Here is an 18,954-nt window from a genome sequence, read left to right on the forward strand (position 1 = left end):
CGCCATGCTCGGCGCACAAGAAAAAAGCCCCGAACTGAGTTCGAGGCTTAAGATCTTAATCAAAGCTGGTTAAATCTCTAAGAGATTATTCCCACTCGATAGTTGCTGGTGGCTTACCAGAAATATCGTAAACAACACGTGAAATGCCGTTAACTTCGTTGATAATACGGTTAGAAACCTTACCTAGGAAGTCGTATGGTAGGTGTGCCCAGTGAGCAGTCATGAAGTCGATAGTTTCTACGGCACGTAGAGATACAACCCAATCGTACTTACGGCCATCGCCCATTACGCCAACTGAACGTACTGGTAGGAATACCGTGAATGCTTGAGATACTTTGTGGTAAAGGTCAGCAGCGTGAAGCTCTTCAATGAAAATAGCATCTGCGCGACGCAGTAGATCACAGTACTCTTTCTTGATTTCGCCAAGAACACGAACACCTAGACCAGGACCCGGGAATGGGTGGCGGTAAAGCATGTTGTATGGAAGACCAAGCTCAAGGCCGATCTTACGTACTTCATCTTTAAACAGCTCACGTAGAGGTTCAACAAGACCCATTTCCATATCATCAGGAAGGCCACCAACGTTGTGGTGAGATTTGATTACGTGTGCTTTACCTGTCTTAGATGCAGCAGACTCGATTACGTCTGGGTAGATAGTACCCTGAGCAAGCCATTTAGCATTAGATAGTTTCTTAGACTCTTCATCGAAGATATCTACGAATACGTGACCGATGATTTTACGCTTAGCTTCTGGTTCAGCTTCGCCTTCCAGAGCTTTAAGGAAACGATCTTCTGCATCGACTTTGATGATGTTTAGGCCGAACTGGTCACCAAACATATCCATAACTTGCTCAGCTTCGTTTAGACGAAGAAGGCCGTTATCAACAAATACACATGTTAGTTTGTCGCCGATAGCGCGGTGAGCAAGCATCGCAACTACAGATGAATCAACACCACCAGAAAGACCAAGGATAACTTCGTCGTCACCTACTTGTTCTTTAATACGTGCAACTGCATCTTCAATGATTGAAGCTGAAGTCCACAGACCTTCACAACCACATACGTTAAGAACGAAGTTCTCAAGCATTTTCAGGCCGTTTTTAGTGTGTGTTACTTCTGGGTGGAATTGAACACCGAAGTACTTCTTCTCTTCGTTTGCCATTGCAGCGTATGGGCAAGTGTCTGTTTCAGCGATCTTTGTGAAATCAGCTGGAATCTCAACTACTTTGTCGCCGTGGCTCATCCAAACATCTTGAGTAGACTCAAGGTCAGCGAAAAGTGCAGATTCGCCAGTCACTTGTACCGCTGCGTAGCCGAACTCGCGCTCAGTAGACGTTGCTACTTTACCGCCAAGTTGCTCAGCCATAGTTTGCATGCCGTAGCAGATACCGAATACAGGAACACCTGAATCAAATACGTACTGAGGTGCACGTGGAGAGTTCTCCTCCGTTACACTTTCAGGACCACCAGATAGGATGATGCCGTCTGGATTGAATTCACGAATATCCGCTTCTTCTACGTCCCAGCTCCAAAGTTCACAGTAAACACCGATCTCACGAATACGACGAGCTACTAGCTGTGTGTATTGAGAACCGAAGTCTAGAATTAGAATACGTTGGTCATGAATATTTTTAGTCATTGTAAGCAGTCTTATTGGCTATGTGATAAAACGGAGGTGAGTTTACTCACCTCTGATTAACTCTTCAAGAAATAAAGCAAACGTTTTCGTTAGATATCTTTAACCACGTGTTTTGAGACAATCGGACTTTTAACAAAACAGGCGGTAGATATAATACCAATCACAGTAAGTAAGTGTTCAGGAATAGCGTAGGAAAAAAGCCTGAGAACGAGGCTGCTCTATTCGACAAAGAGTTCTGATAAGTAGTTATTCTACAATCAAAAATTCTAACGAAGTTATCGAGGTTTTTAACAAGCTAGGATGACCAGTTATTTACTACGATTGGTATATTAATGTGCCGACTAAATCAGCACATTATTCAAACGTTTGGACGTATTATTAACCTAAACGGTAGTTAGGTGCTTCTTTCGTGATTTGAACATCGTGTACGTGAGATTCTTTCATGCCCGCACCAGAGATACGAACAAACTCAGCTTTAGTACGCATGTCTTCAACAGTTGCAGAACCCGTTAGGCCCATGCTTGAGCGTAGACCGCCCATCTGTTGGTGAACGATCTCTTTTAGACGACCTTTGTATGCGATACGACCTTCAATACCTTCTGGAACAAGCTTGTCTGCAGCGTTGTCAGATTGGAAGTAACGGTCAGAAGAGCCTTGAGACATAGCGCCAAGAGAACCCATACCACGGTAAGACTTGTAAGAACGACCGTTGTAAAGAATAACTTCACCCGGTGCTTCTTCAGTACCCGCGAACATTGAACCAACCATCACACAAGATGCGCCAGCAACGATAGCTTTACAGATATCGCCAGAGAAGCGGATACCGCCATCTGCGATTACTGGAATACCGTATTCGTTTGCAACTTCCGCTGCGTCTGCGATTGCTGTTACTTGAGGAACACCAACACCAGTAACGATACGAGTCGTACAGATTGAACCTGGGCCGATACCAACTTTAACTGCACTAACACCCGCTTCGATAAGAGCACGTGCGCCAGCACCAGTTGCTACGTTACCACCGATGATTTGTAGATCAGGGTATGCAGCGCGAGTTTCGCGGATACGGTTAAGTACGCCTTCAGAGTGACCGTGTGAAGAGTCGATAAGTAGAACGTCTACGCCAGCTTCAACTAGAGCAGCAACACGCTCTTCGTTACCAGCACCAGCACCAACAGCTGCACCTACACGTAGGCTGCCGCGCTCATCTTTACATGCGTTTGGTTTACGTTCTGCTTTGTGGAAATCTTTTGCAGTGATCATTCCAGTCAGTTGGAAGTCATCATTTACAACAAGAACTTTTTCAACACGCGCTTCGTGCATTTTCTCTTGAACTTCTTCACGAGTTGCACCTTCTTTAACAGAAGCAAGGCGAGCTTTAGGCGTCATTACTACATCAACTTTCTTAGAAAGGTCAGTAACAAAGCGAACGTCACGGCCAGTAATGATACCAACCAATTCGTTTGTTTCAGTAACAACAGGGAAACCGGCGAAGCCGTGTTTTTGAGTAAGGGCTACAACATCAGCGATTGTCGCGTCAGGGCTTACAGTTACTGGGTGAGAAACCACACCAGCTTCGTAAATTTTAACCTGGCGAACCATTTCAGCTTGCTGCTCGATTGACATATTCTTATGAATAAAGCCAATACCACCTTCTTGCGCAAGGGCAATTGCTAGGCGTGCTTCCGTAACAGTATCCATCGATGCAGAGATCATTGGGATGTTTAAAGAAATGTTTTTCGTTAACTGAGTGCGAAGATCAGCTGTGTTCGGAAGAACGGTTGAGTGTGCTGGGACGAGTAAAACGTCATCAAAAGTTAAAGCTTCTTTTGCGATTCGTAGCATTTGCAATATCTCACAACAAAGGTGTTAAAAGGAGTAAACCCAACTTTATCGTTTCGCATAATAAAGTGATTTGGATTTGATATTGCAGACGGATTATACGCACGGCGAAATCGCTTGGCTACACATTTTTGTATTTTTAATTTGCATTTACCCCCTTGCTATGTATTATATTGCCGCTATCTTCCATACTCACGCCCTGTGAGATTCCAAGAAAGACCTTCCTTCAAGGAAAGATAGTGCTTCTATGACTAATCCAAACATCTTTACTGTTTCTCGCCTCAACTCAGAGGTTCGTCTCCTATTAGAAAACGAAATGGGAATAGTCTGGCTCGTTGGTGAAATCTCAAACTTCTCTGCACCTGTATCTGGTCACTGGTACCTCACGCTTAAAGACTCTCGCGCTCAAGTTAAGTGCGCCATGTTTCGTGGCAATAACCGCCGTGTCACCTTTAAGCCCCAGAATGGTAATCAAGTTCTAGTCAAAGCTCGCCTGTCTCTTTATGAGCCACGTGGTGATTATCAACTGATCATCGAAAGCATGCAGCCAGAGGGTGACGGTAAGCTTCAGCAAGAGTTTGAAAAACTGAAGATGAACCTTGCCGCAGAAGGCCTGTTTGCTCAATCGAGTAAGCAACCACTTCCTGAACACCCAAAGCGCGTTGGCGTTATCACCTCAAAAACGGGCGCTGCGCTGTTTGATATTCTTGATGTACTGAAAAGACGCGATCCTTCATTGCCTGTTGTGGTTTACCCGACCATGGTTCAAGGCGAAGAGGCGGCAATTCAGATTGCTCAAGCGATTGGACGAGCTAACGAACGCAATGAGTGTGATGTGTTGATCGTGGGCCGTGGTGGCGGCTCACTGGAAGACCTATGGTGCTTCAATAACGAGATCGTAGCTCGCACAATCGCAGCAAGCCAAATCCCGATTATCAGCGCCGTTGGCCACGAAGTGGATGTCACTATCGCTGATTTCGTTGCCGATATGCGTGCCCCAACGCCATCAGCTGCCGCAGAATTGGTTAGCCGTGATAACAGTCATAAAGAACAAGCTTTCGCGTCTAAACGTGCTCGCTTAGTCAGTGCGATTCGTCATGTGTTAATCAAACAGGCGCAATCAACTCAAACGTTGAAATACCGCATAGAGAAGCAACACCCTAGCTACCAACTTCAAAAGCAGAGTCAGCAGCTTGATGACCTAGATATGCGTTTGCGTCGTGGTATGACTCAATACCTAAAACAGCATGCACAGCGTGTTGAACGTAAACAGCACCAGCTTCAATTGAACTCGCCAGTGAAACGCCTTGGCGAACAGAAACTGCATCTGCAACGTTCAGAGCAAAAGCTATTGGATGCAATGGACAAGACATTACTAACCACTCGCCACCAGCTCGCTATGGCTGCAGAGAAGTTAGAGACCGTTAGTCCACTGGCAACCCTAAAGCGTGGCTACAGCATTACTCATTCAGAATCGAGCAAGACGGTATCATCGATTAACGATGTCGAAGTCGGTGAAGTGATCACCACTCAAGTTGAAGACGGTGTGATTGAGTCGCAAGTGACCACAAGAGTGACTAAGAGCGAGCTTTAAGTTCGACCTAACGTTTCAAACCAGAAAGCCCTATCGATAATCGACAGGGCTTTTTAGTATCTAACGCTTTCAAAAAACTAACCTATTCCAACCCTACTCAGTAGTAGAAGGCTCCTTCATGGTTAGCATCCCTTCAGTCACAATAAAGTTGATGATGAAGTCTAGCCCTTGGCTCTCTTTGAGGTTGGTGAACACGTATGGCTTGGTTGGACGCATGCGTTGTGTGTCTTGCTCCATCACTTCAAGTGACGCGCCAACATACGGTGCTAAATCGATCTTGTTGATGACTAACAGATCGGATCGTGTAATACCCGGACCACCTTTACGTGGGATCTTCTCCCCCTCCGCTACATCAATCACGTAGATGGTAAGATCGGCTAATTCAGGGCTGAACGTCGCACTCAAGTTATCACCACCGCTTTCGACGAATACCACATCGAGGTTTTTGTGCAGCTTAGCCAGCTCTTCAACGGCCGCTAGGTTCATCGACGCATCTTCACGAATCGCAGTATGCGGGCAACCGCCCGTTTCAACACCGATGATACGATCTGGTTCTAGAGCCTCTGCTCGCGTAAGTATCTTGGCATCTTCTTGAGTGTAGATGTCGTTAGTTACCACTGCAATATTCAGCTTGTCTCGAATTGCTTTACACAGCACCTCTAACAACGCTGTTTTACCAGACCCTACCGGGCCGCCAATACCAATTCGAAGGGGTTGCTTATAACTTTCCATTGTCTACTTCCTTATATTCTTTTCTTGCTACCTCGTTCGCGCTGACCGCTACGAACGAAATAGTCTCGTGTATTGTGTTTCGTGCAGTGAGCTTGCTAATGCCATTGATGGCGAAAAACTGCCTACCATCCAATCTTCTATCGCGTGGGCCTTTTCGATCACCTCAGGAAAGGTGTTGGTGATATTAATCAATGCCAACTGCCCGTCGGTTTGACCTAAAGGCACCAGTTTCACGCCTGCGGTAACGATATTTTCAAGCCAGCTCCATAAGTAACCTTGCTTGAGGTTTTCTAAATCAATGCCCCAATGCTGAGCCGCCATACACATGCCCAACAATTGGTTTGGGTGACTATCAACAGAGTCTACCTGTGAAATATCGATATCTAAGCGCTTCAACAAAGTATTCAATGCTTGCCCACGCTGTTTCTCTTCCGCTCGCAATTCACTGGTTTCACGGCTTGAGTACAGGTAATTACACCAGTGCTCAATCTCATCGAGTTCACCCTTTTCTAGAGCGTGGTAAAGACGCTCTAATATAGGCAATTCCAAGGTCGCGACACTGGAGTTGACGATGGTGTTGAGCCACTGTTCCATGCTGTTGCGATCGGTCACCCAACCCGCTTCAACCGCTAACTCTAAACCCTGCGAGTAAGTGAACCCACCAATCGGCAATGACGGACTGATCAATTGAAACAGGCGATAGATGGCGACATTTTCTGTTGTGGTCATAACCGTGCCCTCAGTCTTCTAGAATCAAATAAGTTCGAGAGCTTACGCGCCTAACAGTAATAGTGCGCTTGCTGAAGCCACACCAACCGACATCCATTTTGAGTAAACCGCGCGGCCAACAAAAGCACCGATAACCATCAAAGCCAAAGCAGTGATGCTCATGCCAGTTGCAAACTGAGTTAGGTTACTTGCCGCTTCAACGCCGTGTGCGTAACCATGGAAAAACAACATAGCAATCGAAGCAACTAATACGCTGTTTACACGCTTGGTTGATGGTGAGAATACATGCCATAAACATAAGCTGACGACAAACAGAGAAGCGATAATGGCAGGCTCAACAATCACAGAGAAACCTAGGGCTTGGCCTGCGATAAGCCCTACCACTAAAGACACCAATCCACCGCCAATCAGAGCTGCTTTTGTCTTGGTGGAAAATGACAGTGCGCCAATTAATAAACCGAAAGCGATCAGCATGATCAGATGATCCATGCCAGTCACAGGGTGAGTTAAGCCAGACATAAACGAGTGAGACTCATGAACTGAATGCGCCCCATGTCCTGGGTGAGCGAAAGCCATCGTTGATGTTGTTAGAGAAGCTATTGTGAAAGTGCATAAGCCTGCAGCTGTTTTAAAGTTCATCGCGAGTTCCTTGCTTTATACCAATCGTAGTAAATAATTGCTCACCCTAGCTTGCTAAAATGCTCGATAACTGCGTTATAATTTTTGATTGTAGAATAACTACTTATCGAAAAATTATGCCTTGTTCTCAAGCCTTTTTTCTGCGCTATTGTTGATCACTTACTTACTGTGATTGGTATTATTGTTATTAATATCGTTGTTATATAAATCGTTTAGTGAGTCATCAATGACTCGATTAATGATGGTGATGATGTCCACCAGAGCGACCGCCATAAGCACCGCCTTCTGGTTCAAACGGTTGTTTCTCAGTGGTCACTTTCGCGCCTAAGCCTTCAACCATTTCATCTAAAACATGGTCGTGTTGATAACGAACCCAACCCGCTTCCACTTGCAGCGGAACATGACGGTTACCAAGGTGATACGCCACTCGCGTTAACAGGAGCAAGTCTTCACAGTAAACAGTCGAAACGGTTTCTGGTGCCGCTTTCACTTCTACGACTAAACCGCATTTACTTGAGAGTTGTTCGCCACCACGCAAGATATGACCTCGTGGTAGAAACAGTCCGGCATTGCGCCCGTCATCGAGCATCACCTTAAGACGGCTCTTAATGCGGCTATCGATCGGCAGGCTTAAGTAGCCGTCCGGTGCATTTTGTATTTGAGTATTCAGTTGAGTCAGTTCAATCATGCTATTACCTCAATCTCCTTGTGAGATTTATAACGTTCAAAATAGGGTCACTAAAATAAGATTCTTTAGTCAAAGGCTTAGAATAGAAAGTACCGCTGAGCCATTGGCAGCTCTTCTGCAGGCTCACACGTGAGTAGTTCACCATCGGCGCGCACTTGGTACGTCTGAGAGTCGACTTCAATCTTCGGCATCCAATCATTGAGCTTCATGTCGGCTTTGCTGATGTTTCGGCAGTTGCTCACAACACCAATCAAGCTCTGCAGACCCAATTGCTTGTCGATGTTCTGCGCCTTGGCTTCTTTAGAGACAAACAGCATTGATGTGTTCTGACACGCCTTGCCGTAGCTACCAAACATCGAGCGATAGTGAACTGGCTGAGGTGTTGGGATTGAAGCGTTTGGGTCACCCATCGGCGCCATGGCGATCATGCCGCCTTTCAAAATCACGCTTGGTTTCACGCCAAAGAAGGCTGGCTTCCATAGAACTAGGTCAGCTAATTTCCCGGCTTCGATCGAACCGATTTCATGAGACATACCATGAGTGATCGCAGGGTTGATGGTGTACTTAGCGACATAACGTCTTAAACGGAAGTTATCGCTGTAGTCTGAATCTTCTTTTAAGCTACCGCGCTGAACTTTCATCTTGTGCGCGGTTTGCCAAGTACGTGTTACTACCTCGCCTACTCGTCCCATAGCTTGAGAATCCGAGGCGATCATCGAGAACGCACCTAAATCATGAAGAATGTCTTCTGCGGCAATGGTTTCACGGCGGATACGAGATTCCGCAAACGCGACATCTTCTGCAATTGATGGTGAAAGGTGATGACACACCATCAACATGTCTAAGTGCTCATCTACCGTATTGACGGTGTAAGGTCGGGTCGGGTTGGTTGAAGAAGGCAGAACGTTCGGCTCACCTGCCGCACGGATAATATCGGGAGCATGGCCGCCACCCGCACCTTCAGTGTGGTAGGTATGAATCACTCGGTCGCCAATTGCGCCAAGTGTTGATTCAACAAAACCCGACTCATTCAGCGTATCGGTGTGAATTGCAACTTGTACGTCCATCTCATCGGCAACACTTAAGCAAGTATCAATTGACGCGGGTGTTGTTCCCCAGTCTTCGTGCAACTTCAAGCCAACAGCACCCGCTGCTACTTGCTCACGCAGTGCTTCAGGCTGACTGGCATTGCCCTTTCCTAACAAACCAAAGTTCATTGGGAATTGATCGAGTGATTCCAACATACGATGCATGTTCCACGGACCCGGTGTACATGTGGTTGCGTTGGTGCCCGTATTTGGACCCGTGCCACCGCCGATCATGGTTGTCACACCCGACGCCAGTGCTTCTTCAATCTGTTGTGGGCAAATAAAATGAATGTGTGAATCAATACCACCAGCAGTCAAGATTGAACCTTCGCCTGCTAAAATTTCCGTGCCCGGGCCAATCACAATATCAACGCCCGGTTGAACATCTGGGTTGCCCGCTTTGCCCAATGCCTGAACTCGACCATCTTTGACTGCGACATCGGCTTTTACGATGCCCCAGTAATCCAACACAATCGCGTTAGTGATCACCAAATCTGGAGTTTCGGCACTTGGACGTTGGCTTTGCCCTTGTCCATCACGGATAACTTTGCCGCCGCCGAATTTCACTTCATCACCGTATACGGTGTAATCCTTTTCAACTTCTAGCCATAAATCAGTGTCAGCAAGACGCACTCGGTCACCGACTGTAGGCCCAAACATTTCGGCATAAGCCTGTTTGGATATCGTCGCCATGATCAATCCTTTGTTGTTTTAATTCTTTCTATGGGAGCGCTTAGAGCTTGCCCATCACCTTTCCTTGGAAGCCATAAATCTCTAACTTACCGGCATAACGCACTAACTCGACGCTACGTGACTGACCCGGTTCAAAACGGGTAGCGGTGCCCGCAGGGATATTGAGTCGAAAGCCTTTAGTGGCTTCTCGGTCAAAGATCAGCGAAGGGTTTGCTTCATAGAAGTGGTAATGAGAGCCGATTTGCACGGGACGGTCGCCTATATTTTGAACCTTTACGGACGTCGTGTCTCGGCCTTCGTTTAGAGTGATATCACCGGGAGCGGTTTCTACTTTTCCGGGCACTAAGCCTGAATATTGTTTGGTGGATCCAGCCATATTTCTTCTCCCTACACGATAGGTTCATGAACGGTCACCAACTTGGTGCCATCGGGAAAAGTCGCTTCGACTTGTACATCTGGGATCATGGAAGGGATCCCCTCCATAACGTCATCGACGGTAAGCAGTGTGCGTCCAAAATCCATCAATTCCGAAACGGTTTTCCCCTCACGGGCACCTTCAAGAATGGCACTGCTGATCAGAGCAATAGATTCTGGGTAGTTGAGTTTTAAGCCTTTCTGTTTACGCTGCTGTGCCAGCATTCCTGCGCAGAAGATAAGTAGCTTATCTTTTTCTCTTGGTGTTAATTCCATTTAGCTGCCCGCTGTTAGTGTTGTTTTCTTATTGCTCAGAAACGCATGAGCAGTAAGTGGGATTCAATCACAGCAAGCTTGAAAAAATGTACCGAGGGCCGGAAGTCGCCCTCGGTACAAATAGGGCTAATCGCTAAGTCGCCCAAATCCTTGGTAAATCAGGAGTCGTACCACATAAATGAGAGCGAGTTGCTTGCCAAATCTGACCAAAGGCTTGGAGGATATCTTCACTCCAATTACCCAAGGCTCGCACCACAATCAATCCTTCTATCTGAGTAGCACCCAATATTAATGTGGGTTCACTCGACGTTTTTGATGTAACTGATTGCTGTGAAGCTTGCTGTGTAATAGATATGAGCAAGCTCTGTACCAACTCTAGATCTTGCTTCTCATTTGAGGTGATATAAAAGGTTCCCATCATTGAATAATCAAGTAACCCCATATTTATCATTAACTTATCGCCACCATGAAAATTAAAGCCTTCAGTCAGAAGCCTTTGATTATCAAGATAGATTTCTGTTTTCCCAACGAGATGACCATGCTCGAATCCCTCATTCTGTGCAGGGCGTCCAAAACAGTGCATCTCCCAACCCCAAAACTGTGCACCCTTTTCTAGGCGAATTTCAGTATCTAAACGAACGTGTGCATTCGGGAAAAAGATGTTCTCTTGCGGCATCCATTCCAAGCGTGCATCTTTCTTCACTCGTAGGGTCTGCTTCTGCTTGGCGTACTTGTTGTTTGAGCGATAAAACTTGGTCGCACCGGGTGTGGTAATCAACGCGTGAGCACCGTGCTCAAGATTCACGTTAATATTGAGAGTGTCACCACCTACCACTCCGCCGGGGGGATGGAGTAAGTAGGTGTGACACGTTTCCCCATCAGGATACAGGGGGCGTTGCACCGCAAGCGGACCAGACTGCTGACGATTCTTTAATACGGTTTTATCACCTCGATCGACAAAGGTGAGGTTTAAACTCGCTTGCCAACCATCACGAATATCTTGTTCGATGGTCTCATTCAAAGATAAAGCTTCTACTAAAGAAACCTTGCTTACTTCATTCGGAGAAAAGAGATAATTCATACGGTTAGGTACTCCTTTATCAAGGACTCATCGAGCCCTGTCATTTCACCTTCTGCCACTTGGCGTCCACGGTCGATAATGCAAAAACGGTCACCGACCTTTCTTGCAAACGGCAGCTTCTGTTCAACCAACAGAACCGTGAGCCCCATTTTCTCGTTGAGCATGCGAATGATGTCGCCAATCTCTTGCACAATATTGGGTTGAATACCCTCCGTCGGCTCATCCAAGATCAATAGCTTTGGATTAACCACCAGCGCACGCCCAATCGCTAGCTGTTGCTGCTGGCCACCCGATAAATCACCACCGCGACGATGTAGCATCTCTTTTAACACTGGGAAAATATCGAAGATGAATTCAGGGATCTTGCGGTCACCCTTTTTACGAATCGGTAAACCGACCTCTAGATTTTCTTGAACAGTGAGCATTGGGAAGATCTGGCGACCTTGCGGTACATAGCCGATCCCTTGGCGTGGACGGTCCTCGGCATCGGTTTTCAAAAGTGACTCACCCGATAAGGAAATGTCACCGCTTTCAACCTTCACCAACCCCATAATGCATTGCAGCAACGTCGTTTTACCGACACCGTTTCGCCCCATTAGCACCGTGCATTTACCTTCTGGGATCTGCATATCCAAATCCCACAGCGTGTGGCTCTCACCGTAATATTGATTAACTGATTTAACCTCTAACATCCTATTCTCCGAGATAAACTTGTTTAACTTCAGGGTGAGCCTGCACTTGATCCATGGTGCCTTCTGCCAACACGTGACCTTGATGAAGCACGGTGACGTGGCTAGCAATCGAACGAACGAAATCCATATCGTGTTCAACTACAACCACCGAGTGCTTACCTGCTAGCGAGTTAAGAAGTTCAGAGGTGCGGTCCATTTCTTGGTGAGTCATACCTGCCACGGGTTCATCCACCAGCAACAGCTTAGGGTTTTGCATCAATAGCATGCCGATCTCTAACCACTGCTTTTGTCCGTGAGACAGGTTACCTGCCAAATTCGCCGCTTCGTCTTTTAAATGAATCAGCTCAAGTACCGAGGTTAATTTGTCTTTCTGTTCACCAGACATCACAGCGGTGAACGTCGCCCACACTGAGCGGTCACCGGCCATGGCTAATTCAAGGTTCTGCCACACAGTTAAACACTCAATCACGGTCGGTTTTTGGAATTTACGCCCAACGCCTGCATTGGCGATTTCGGCTTCGTTCATCTTCAATAAGTTGATGTTCGAACCCAACCACACCTCGCCGGTGTCTGGCTTAGTTTTACCTGTGATAATGTCCATCATGGTGGTTTTACCTGCGCCATTAGGACCTATGATACAGCGTAGCTCTCCCTCTTTGATGTAGAGGTTGAGGTCGTTTATCGCTTGGAAACCATCGAAGCTTTTGTTGACGCCTTCGACATACAACAGCACGTTATGTCGAGTATCGATGGCAGGATGAATATCGGGTTTGAGGTAATCAAAGACTTCGTCTCGACGAGTGAACGCCTGAACCGATTCCTTTACGCTATTAAATGTGGTCATGCGATCACCTCCTTGGCCTTGTGCTGATCTTCCTTATCTTTATCTTGGTTTTTCCCATTTGATGCCTTGCGCAGCTGCTGCCACTTTTCACTGACAAAGCCAATCACACCTTTTGGGAAGTACATGGTTGAGAGTACGAATAGTCCACCCAGAGCAAACAGCCACACCTCCGGGAACTCAACCGTAAACCAACTCTTGGCGTAGTTGATGATCAATGCACCGACAATGGCACCAAACAGAGTGGCACGACCGCCTAAGGCTACCCAAACCACAATCTCAATCGAGTTAAGAGGAGCAAATTCTCCCGGATTGATAATACCCACTTGAGGGACATATAAAGCCCCGGCAATACCGGCGATAACCGCAGAAAGAACGAAGACCCACAGCTTGATGCCATCGACGTCATAGCCCATAAAGCGAGTGCGTGATTCCGTATCACGAATCGCTAATGCCACACGACCTAATCGACTGGTCACCACCATGCGACAAGCTATGTAGCTGAGAATGAGCGCAATACCAGTCGCGACAAACAGTCCTATCTTGACCGCATCACTCTGCAAACTCAGACCGATGATGTCTTTGAAATCCGTCAGTCCGTTGTTGCCACCAAAGCCCATTTCGTTGCGGAAAAATGCCAGCATCAATGCGTAAGTTAATGCCTGAGTCATGATAGAAAGATACACCCCGGACACACGAGAGCGGAAAGCTAAATAACCGAACAAGTAAGCCAATGCGCCCGGCACTAGCACCACCATCAGGCAAGCAAACCAGAACTGGTCAAAGCCCTGCCAAAACCACGGCAACGCAGACCAATCAAGGAACACCATGAAATCTGGTAAGACTGGATCACCATAAACCCCACGGTCACCAATCTGATGCATCAAGTACATGCCCATCGCATAACCACCAAGCGCAAAGAAAGCACCGTGGCCAAGGCTCAAGATTCCGAGATAGCCCCACACCAGATCGAGCGCCAACGCCAACATTGCGTAGCTCAGATATTTGCCCATCAGCGAGATAGTAAAAGTCTCTACATGGAGCGGGTGCCCACTTGGTAACATGGTGTTAGCCAGTGGGATAAGAATAACGGCCGCTAGAATGGCAAGGATGGTCAGTTGGCCACCTTTGTCACCACGCATTGCCGAAAGTACAAATGATTTTGACTGCATGATGTTGTCCTTAACCTTCAGCCGCACGACCACGTTGCGGGAAGAGTCCGCGTGGGCGTTTTTGAATAAATAGAATGATGAAAACCAGTACCAGAATCTTGGCGAGAACCGCACCAGCCCATGGTTCTAAAATTTTATTGAACAGACCAAGGCTTAAGCCTGCGACTAGCGTGCCCCATAGGTTGCCAACACCGCCGAATACCACCACCATGAATGAGTCGATGATGTACGCCTGTCCCATATTAGGGCCAACGTTGGTCAGTTGAGACAGTGCCACGCCTGCAACACCCGCAACGCCAGAGCCTAAACCGAAGGTCATCGCATCAACTCGCTCTGAACGAATACCCATCGCACGAGCCATGCCACGGTTTTGAGAAACCGCACGAACCTGCAAACCTAGTGGTGTCTTTTTCAGAACCATTAATAAGCCCATAAACACCAAACCACAGAAGAGAATGATGTAAAGGCGGTTGTAGGTCAGGGACAACATTGGGTTTAATTGAAGTGCTCCAGACATCCATTCAGGCGTGCTCACTGAGCGGTTCAAAGGAGAGAAAATAGAACGAACAGCCTGCTGCAAGATTAAGCTAATACCAAAGGTCGAGAGTAAGGTTTCCAATGGGCGACCATAAAGATGACGAATCACACTTCGCTCAATCGCAATGCCCACTAAGCCAGAAACAATGAATGCCGCTGGAATGGAAAGTATCAGCGCTAGGCCAATATGATTCGGCATCAACAACTGCAATACGTAGGTGGTGTAAGCGCCAATCATGATCAGCTCGCCATGAGCCATGTTGATAACGCCCATCACACCAAAGGTAATCGCTAAGCCAATGCCTGCCAGTACCAATACCGAGCCTAAACTCAAACCGAAGAATACTGTTTCTACACCCGAATAGAGTGCTTGGCTTTGTTGATAGCTATCCATCGCACGTTCTGCTGCAGCGGTAATGCTTGGATCTTGCTCACTGTTCAGTAGTTGGTTCAGTGTTTTCAGAACGACCGAGTGTTTGAAGTCGCCAACTCGTTCAATTGAAGCCACACGATCTTCAATGGTGGCACTGTTATTAAGAGAAGTGGCAATCGCTAACGACAAATCCATTAGCTCAGCTACTTTGCCATCTGATTCATTGGCTCTGAGTTCAGTTAGTCGTTCGATAATGTCAGCGTCTTTGGTTCCTAACAAATCCAAAACCGCCTTATAACGCACATCAGGGTTGCCGCTGTTCAGTCCAATCGAGGCTATTTCCCCGCGTAATATCCCGCGAAGTTTGTTATTCACACGAACCTTTTTAAACTGTCTCGCATTCTCGATATTAAGCGTTGAATCATCCCATACTGACTGAGCTGACGTCGCTGTTTTGATACTTTGAATGAGGTAGAGCTGTTTATACTGCTCGCTCTGTTTCTCATTGAAGTAGTAAAGGTTTCCGTTTAACCAGCCATCTAAAATAGCTTTCGACACGTCTCCCGTTTGCGTCTCAATCACCCAATCGATAGCTAATTCTTTATCCGATGTTTTCTTACCAACTAGCGCCTTGGTAAAGCTAGCTTCATCCGTTATTCCAGCAAAAGCCAACTGAGCACTGACTGCCATGAGCAACAGCACTTTAAATACGTTTAATACGTTTTTCATCCCTGCTTCCTTAACCAACCAAGTTAGATATTGTTATTTTTACTTGGAGGATGTGTGGATAGTGGTTGTTACCTGAAACGATGAGCCTTCCGTTCGCTTCGCCCGTTAAACAGACGCGTTCTTCCCAAACCGGAAGGCTCAATATTCCTGAATTGACGATCTAGTTACCGCCAGAACACTTCTTCGTTTCGACGTTAAACGCACCACATGAGAATGGCTTCGACCAGCTAGAGAACAGTTTTGCCGATTCAGGTAAGTAACTCGACCAAGCATCACCCGCCACTAGTCCAGTGGTTTCCCAAACGATATCGAATTGACCATCGTCTTGGATTTCACCGATCAGGACTGGTTTAGTAATGTGGTGGTTTGGCAGCATGGTAGAGTAGCCGCCAGAAAGGTTAGGTACAGACACGCCAATCAAGGCATCTTGCACAGATTCAGGATCGGTTGTGCCCGCATTAGTGACCGCTTGAGCCCACATATTGAAGCCAACATAGTGCGCTTCCATTGGGTCATTGGTGACACGCTTTTCACTCTTGATGAACGACTGCCACGTTTCAACGAACTCTTCATTAGCTTCAGTATCAACACTCATGAAGTAGTTCCATGCCGCTAGATGACCAACCAATGGTTCTGTGTCCATGCCTGACAGTTCTTCTTCACCAACAGAGAATGCAATAACTGGGATGTCTTCAGATGAAATGCCTTGAGCGCCTAGCTCTTTATAGAAAGGTACGTTCGCATCGCCGTTTACAGTAGAAACCACAGCGGTTTTCTTGCCAGCTTCACCGAACTTTTTGATGTCTGAAACGATAGATTGCCAATCAGAGTGACCAAATGGCGTGTAGTTGATCATGATGTCTTCTTCTGCGACACCTTTATCTTTTAGGTAGGCTTCTAAGATCTTATTGGTTGTACGTGGATAAACGTAATCGGTACCTGCAAGTACCCAGCGCTCGACTTCAAGCGCTTCCATCAAGTAATCCACTGCTGGGATCGCTTGTTGGTTTGGCGCGGCACCGGTGTAGAAAACGTTTTTAGAAGACTCTTCACCTTCATACTGTACTGGGTAGAAAAGGATGCTGTTGAGTTCTTCAAAGACAGGTAGCATGGATTTACGTGATACCGACGTCCAACCACCGAACACCACATCCACTTTCTCTTTTTCGATAAGCTCACGCGCTTTCTCAGCAAATAGCGGCCAGTTTGACGCAGGGTCAACCACGACAGGCTCTAGCTTCTTACCAAGCAAACCACCCTTTTTGTTCTGCTCTTCGATGAGCATTAGCACGGTATCTTTTAGCGTTGTCTCACTGATCGCCATGGTGCCAGAGAGTGAGTGTAGAACACCGACCTTGATGGTCTCATCAGCAGCAAACACTGTTGCAGAAGAAAATGAAAGTGTTGTACACAGTGCAGCTAGCGATAAATTGAACACCTTGTTCATGATATTACTCCATAATTGTATTTTTGTTATTCAATTACAGAGTTACAAGAAGAGTGCCAAACTTATAAACCAACGAAATTGTTTATAAGTAATTGTATTAATAGAATTTAAAAGAAACTCACACCAATAGAGTGCATAGCAATCATGTAACTATGTTTCATACTGGTGCAGTGACGGTGGGAATGAACCAAGATGACACATTCCTGTTCTTCAGATACAAAAAAGACCCAACACTTTAGTATTGAGTCTCTGGTATAACATCACCGATGGTCGTTCAAACCATGTAGTTTAAGGCTATTCCGCAGGTTGAAATTCGAATTTTACTCTCGACTTTGATTTCAACTCGTTGCAATCACCGTTGCAAAAATAGCTCGCCGCACCACAGGCTTGAAGCTTCTCAAGTTGGCTGCTGCACTCAGGGCAAAACCCAACTTTAGTAAAGTGAGCCTGACAACTTTCACAATGATACTTGCCATCCCAAGCTAGCTCAGACTGGCACTTAGGGCAGATATTTTCACTCATTAGCATTTCCTAATTCACTACTATTTTTACAATCTACTACCGCTGAGACTTCGCTTGCTTGATTTGGTACATGTTCTTATCAGCTTATGCGATCAACTGGTCTAATCCTTGAGGATCTTTGTCACAAGACAACCCAACACTCACTGAGAACTGCACATCATTGATATAAAGCGCTTGTTGCAGTGCTTTCTCTAAGCTGTGGTAGAAGCTAACAACGCTTTCTTGATCATCAAAGCAAGAGAACACCACAAACTCATCGCCACCATAACGGCCTATCTTGGCACATGCTGTGGTTGCCTCATCAAGAACTTCGGCAACCGCCAACAGCACATCGTCACCGAAACTGTGGCCATAGGTATCATTTATCGATTTGAACTTATCGACATCAACAAACAAACACGCCATCACCTTTTCAGAAAAGCATCGCTTGGCCAACACTTTCTCCGCTTCATTAAACAATGCGCGACGATTCAAGCAATGGGTTAAAGAATCTCGATTAGCGAAAAAGTTTAGCTGGTTCTCCAGCTCAAACTTCTCTAGTGCTACCGAATACAGGGAAGCCAGTAGCTCTAAGATCTCGAGCTCAAATTCATGTGGTTCAGAGATGTACTGGCTATAAATAGCGAAGGTAACCAACACATTACCGCGCGACGAGATAATAGGGACCGACCAACAGGCATGTAAATTCGCTTGATTGGTTAAGACCAGAAAAGGTGCCCAGTTTGGGTGTGCATTTATGTTGGAGACCATCACTGCTTTCTTAAGCGCAGCTGCCTCGCCACAAGAGCCTATCCCCGCACCAATTCCTATCCCTTCAATCTGTTGATTGTAAAAATCAGGCAGGTTTGGGGCATACTCAAGGTGTAACGTTTAGACTCTGAGTTGAGCAGTAAAATTGAAGCCATGCGCTGCTCGGTAAGCTGAATAATCTTGTGATTTAAATCTTTGCGATCCATCCCAAGCGCAAGCTTCCGCAGCAAACTATTGACGGCTCGATGACCTTCTAATAAAAATTGTTGTTCCATTCACTAAGGCTTTCAATTGTGTAATCGGGTACAGCTTGTTCTTATGCAAGCTTGTTATTGGTTAATAATAGCACACTAAATTAGTACGACACACAATCGAAGATCATAGGTTGATCTTTCGCTTTATCTATTTTGATCAGCGATCTACCCCAAAAAGAATATTTATATCACCACACACCGAAAGCATAAGTTACATGTGCTGCA

The 18,954-nt window shown here is 46.3% G+C and carries 17 protein-coding genes and 1 pseudogene; 1 reads left to right on the forward strand and 17 read right to left on the reverse strand.

Annotation, left to right across the window (positions count from 1 at the left end; genetic code table 11):
- Positions 1 to 85: 85 nt before the first annotated feature.
- Together guaA and guaB are read right to left on the reverse strand one after the other, a co-directional pair.
- Entirely contained in the window at positions 86 to 1,639 is a 1,554-nt protein-coding gene (gene guaA / locus AB4583_RS13320) for a glutamine-hydrolyzing GMP synthase (RefSeq protein ID WP_017059729.1), read from the reverse strand.
- 378 nt (positions 1,640 to 2,017) lie between these two features.
- A complete protein-coding gene (guaB, locus tag AB4583_RS13325) occupies positions 2,018 to 3,481 on the reverse strand; it encodes an IMP dehydrogenase (protein ID WP_017062496.1) in 1,464 nt (487 codons plus the stop codon).
- Positions 3,482 to 3,725: 244 nt separating this feature from the next.
- Here guaB and xseA point away from each other — a divergent pair, with 244 nt between their 5' ends.
- Positions 3,726 to 5,072 carry an exodeoxyribonuclease VII large subunit gene (gene xseA / locus AB4583_RS13330; protein ID WP_372117689.1) on the forward strand — a complete coding sequence of 449 codons (1,347 nt, stop codon included), beginning with the start codon at positions 3,726 to 3,728 and terminating at the stop codon, positions 5,070 to 5,072.
- A 93-nt stretch (positions 5,073 to 5,165) separates the two neighbouring features.
- On the opposite strand, the gene ureG is transcribed toward xseA, so the two are convergent.
- The 15 genes and pseudogenes from ureG to AB4583_RS13405 form a co-directional block, all read right to left on the reverse strand.
- Entirely contained in the window at positions 5,166 to 5,804 is a 639-nt protein-coding gene (gene ureG, locus AB4583_RS13335; protein ID WP_017062498.1) for an urease accessory protein UreG, read from the reverse strand.
- A gap of 48 nt (positions 5,805 to 5,852) precedes the next feature.
- Positions 5,853 to 6,533: an urease accessory protein UreF gene (locus AB4583_RS13340; protein ID WP_372117692.1), complete on the reverse strand. Its 681-nt coding sequence runs from the start codon at positions 6,531 to 6,533 to the stop codon at positions 5,853 to 5,855.
- Between the two features lie 42 nt (positions 6,534 to 6,575).
- Positions 6,576 to 7,172, reverse strand: a complete 597-nt coding sequence (locus AB4583_RS13345; RefSeq protein ID WP_372117695.1) for a HupE/UreJ family protein — start codon at positions 7,170 to 7,172, stop codon at positions 6,576 to 6,578.
- 235 nt (positions 7,173 to 7,407) lie between these two features.
- On the reverse strand, positions 7,408 to 7,860 hold the full coding sequence (gene ureE, locus AB4583_RS13350; protein WP_017062501.1) for an urease accessory protein UreE: 453 nt from the start codon (positions 7,858 to 7,860) through the stop codon (positions 7,408 to 7,410).
- A gap of 77 nt (positions 7,861 to 7,937) precedes the next feature.
- Positions 7,938 to 9,641 carry an urease subunit alpha gene (gene ureC, locus AB4583_RS13355; protein WP_372117698.1) on the reverse strand — a complete coding sequence of 568 codons (1,704 nt, stop codon included), beginning with the start codon at positions 9,639 to 9,641 and terminating at the stop codon, positions 7,938 to 7,940.
- A gap of 40 nt (positions 9,642 to 9,681) precedes the next feature.
- The gene (locus AB4583_RS13360; protein ID WP_017069302.1) at positions 9,682 to 10,017 is read right to left on the reverse strand and encodes an urease subunit beta; all 336 of its coding nucleotides are present in this window, start codon (positions 10,015 to 10,017) and stop codon (positions 9,682 to 9,684) included.
- A gap of 11 nt (positions 10,018 to 10,028) precedes the next feature.
- Complete coding sequence (ureA, locus tag AB4583_RS13365; protein WP_004735119.1) at positions 10,029 to 10,331, reverse strand: urease subunit gamma; 303 nt, start codon at positions 10,329 to 10,331, stop codon at positions 10,029 to 10,031.
- 133 nt (positions 10,332 to 10,464) lie between these two features.
- Positions 10,465 to 11,412: an urease accessory protein UreD gene (locus tag AB4583_RS13370; protein ID WP_372117701.1), complete on the reverse strand. Its 948-nt coding sequence runs from the start codon at positions 11,410 to 11,412 to the stop codon at positions 10,465 to 10,467.
- Positions 11,409 to 12,104: an urea ABC transporter ATP-binding subunit UrtE gene (urtE, locus tag AB4583_RS13375; protein WP_017062505.1), complete on the reverse strand. Its 696-nt coding sequence runs from the start codon at positions 12,102 to 12,104 to the stop codon at positions 11,409 to 11,411. Before urtE ends, AB4583_RS13370 begins: the two co-directional genes overlap by 4 nt.
- 1 nt (position 12,105) lies before the next feature.
- A complete protein-coding gene (urtD, locus tag AB4583_RS13380) occupies positions 12,106 to 12,948 on the reverse strand; it encodes an urea ABC transporter ATP-binding protein UrtD (RefSeq protein WP_017062506.1) in 843 nt (280 codons plus the stop codon).
- Positions 12,945 to 14,117 carry an urea ABC transporter permease subunit UrtC gene (urtC, locus tag AB4583_RS13385; protein ID WP_372117704.1) on the reverse strand — a complete coding sequence of 391 codons (1,173 nt, stop codon included), beginning with the start codon at positions 14,115 to 14,117 and terminating at the stop codon, positions 12,945 to 12,947. Before urtC ends, urtD begins: the two co-directional genes overlap by 4 nt.
- Before the next feature lie 10 nt (positions 14,118 to 14,127).
- A complete protein-coding gene (urtB, locus tag AB4583_RS13390; protein ID WP_372117707.1) occupies positions 14,128 to 15,756 on the reverse strand; it encodes an urea ABC transporter permease subunit UrtB in 1,629 nt (542 codons plus the stop codon).
- A gap of 160 nt (positions 15,757 to 15,916) precedes the next feature.
- Entirely contained in the window at positions 15,917 to 17,203 is a 1,287-nt protein-coding gene (gene urtA / locus AB4583_RS13395) for an urea ABC transporter substrate-binding protein (RefSeq protein WP_372117709.1), read from the reverse strand.
- 294 nt (positions 17,204 to 17,497) lie between these two features.
- Positions 17,498 to 17,725 carry a zinc ribbon domain-containing protein gene (locus tag AB4583_RS13400; RefSeq protein ID WP_017056199.1) on the reverse strand — a complete coding sequence of 76 codons (228 nt, stop codon included), beginning with the start codon at positions 17,723 to 17,725 and terminating at the stop codon, positions 17,498 to 17,500.
- 84 nt (positions 17,726 to 17,809) lie between these two features.
- Positions 17,810 to 18,750: pseudogene (locus AB4583_RS13405) on the reverse strand (sensor domain-containing diguanylate cyclase).
- Between the last annotated feature and the right edge of the window lie 204 nt (positions 18,751 to 18,954).

It is taken from the genome of Vibrio sp. 10N.222.49.C12 (assembly GCF_041475025.1).
Lineage (GTDB): Bacteria > Pseudomonadota > Gammaproteobacteria > Enterobacterales > Vibrionaceae > Vibrio > Vibrio crassostreae_C.

Bases quoted from the DNA above. Each gene is read 5' to 3' on its own strand.
- guaA (WP_017059729.1), bottom strand. From the start codon at position 1,639: ATGACTAAAAATATTCATGACCAACGTATTCTAATTCTAGACTTCGGT.
- AB4583_RS13370 (WP_372117701.1), bottom strand. From the start codon at position 11,412: ATGAATTATCTCTTTTCTCCGAATGAAGTAAGCAAGGTTTCTTTAGTA.
- xseA (WP_372117689.1), top strand. From the start codon at position 3,726: ATGACTAATCCAAACATCTTTACTGTTTCTCGCCTCAACTCAGAGGTT.
- AB4583_RS13340 (WP_372117692.1), bottom strand. From the start codon at position 6,533: ATGACCACAACAGAAAATGTCGCCATCTATCGCCTGTTTCAATTGATC.
- AB4583_RS13345 (WP_372117695.1), bottom strand. From the start codon at position 7,172: ATGAACTTTAAAACAGCTGCAGGCTTATGCACTTTCACAATAGCTTCT.
- ureC (WP_372117698.1), bottom strand. From the start codon at position 9,641: ATGGCGACGATATCCAAACAGGCTTATGCCGAAATGTTTGGGCCTACA.
- ureA (WP_004735119.1), bottom strand. From the start codon at position 10,331: ATGGAATTAACACCAAGAGAAAAAGATAAGCTACTTATCTTCTGCGCA.
- urtE (WP_017062505.1), bottom strand. From the start codon at position 12,104: ATGTTAGAGGTTAAATCAGTTAATCAATATTACGGTGAGAGCCACACG.
- ureE (WP_017062501.1), bottom strand. From the start codon at position 7,860: ATGATTGAACTGACTCAACTGAATACTCAAATACAAAATGCACCGGAC.
- urtA (WP_372117709.1), bottom strand. From the start codon at position 17,203: ATGAACAAGGTGTTCAATTTATCGCTAGCTGCACTGTGTACAACACTT.
- AB4583_RS13360 (WP_017069302.1), bottom strand. From the start codon at position 10,017: ATGGCTGGATCCACCAAACAATATTCAGGCTTAGTGCCCGGAAAAGTA.
- AB4583_RS13400 (WP_017056199.1), bottom strand. From the start codon at position 17,725: ATGAGTGAAAATATCTGCCCTAAGTGCCAGTCTGAGCTAGCTTGGGAT.
- guaB (WP_017062496.1), bottom strand. From the start codon at position 3,481: ATGCTACGAATCGCAAAAGAAGCTTTAACTTTTGATGACGTTTTACTC.
- urtD (WP_017062506.1), bottom strand. From the start codon at position 12,948: ATGACCACATTTAATAGCGTAAAGGAATCGGTTCAGGCGTTCACTCGT.
- urtB (WP_372117707.1), bottom strand. From the start codon at position 15,756: ATGAAAAACGTATTAAACGTATTTAAAGTGCTGTTGCTCATGGCAGTC.
- urtC (WP_372117704.1), bottom strand. From the start codon at position 14,117: ATGCAGTCAAAATCATTTGTACTTTCGGCAATGCGTGGTGACAAAGGT.
- ureG (WP_017062498.1), bottom strand. From the start codon at position 5,804: ATGGAAAGTTATAAGCAACCCCTTCGAATTGGTATTGGCGGCCCGGTA.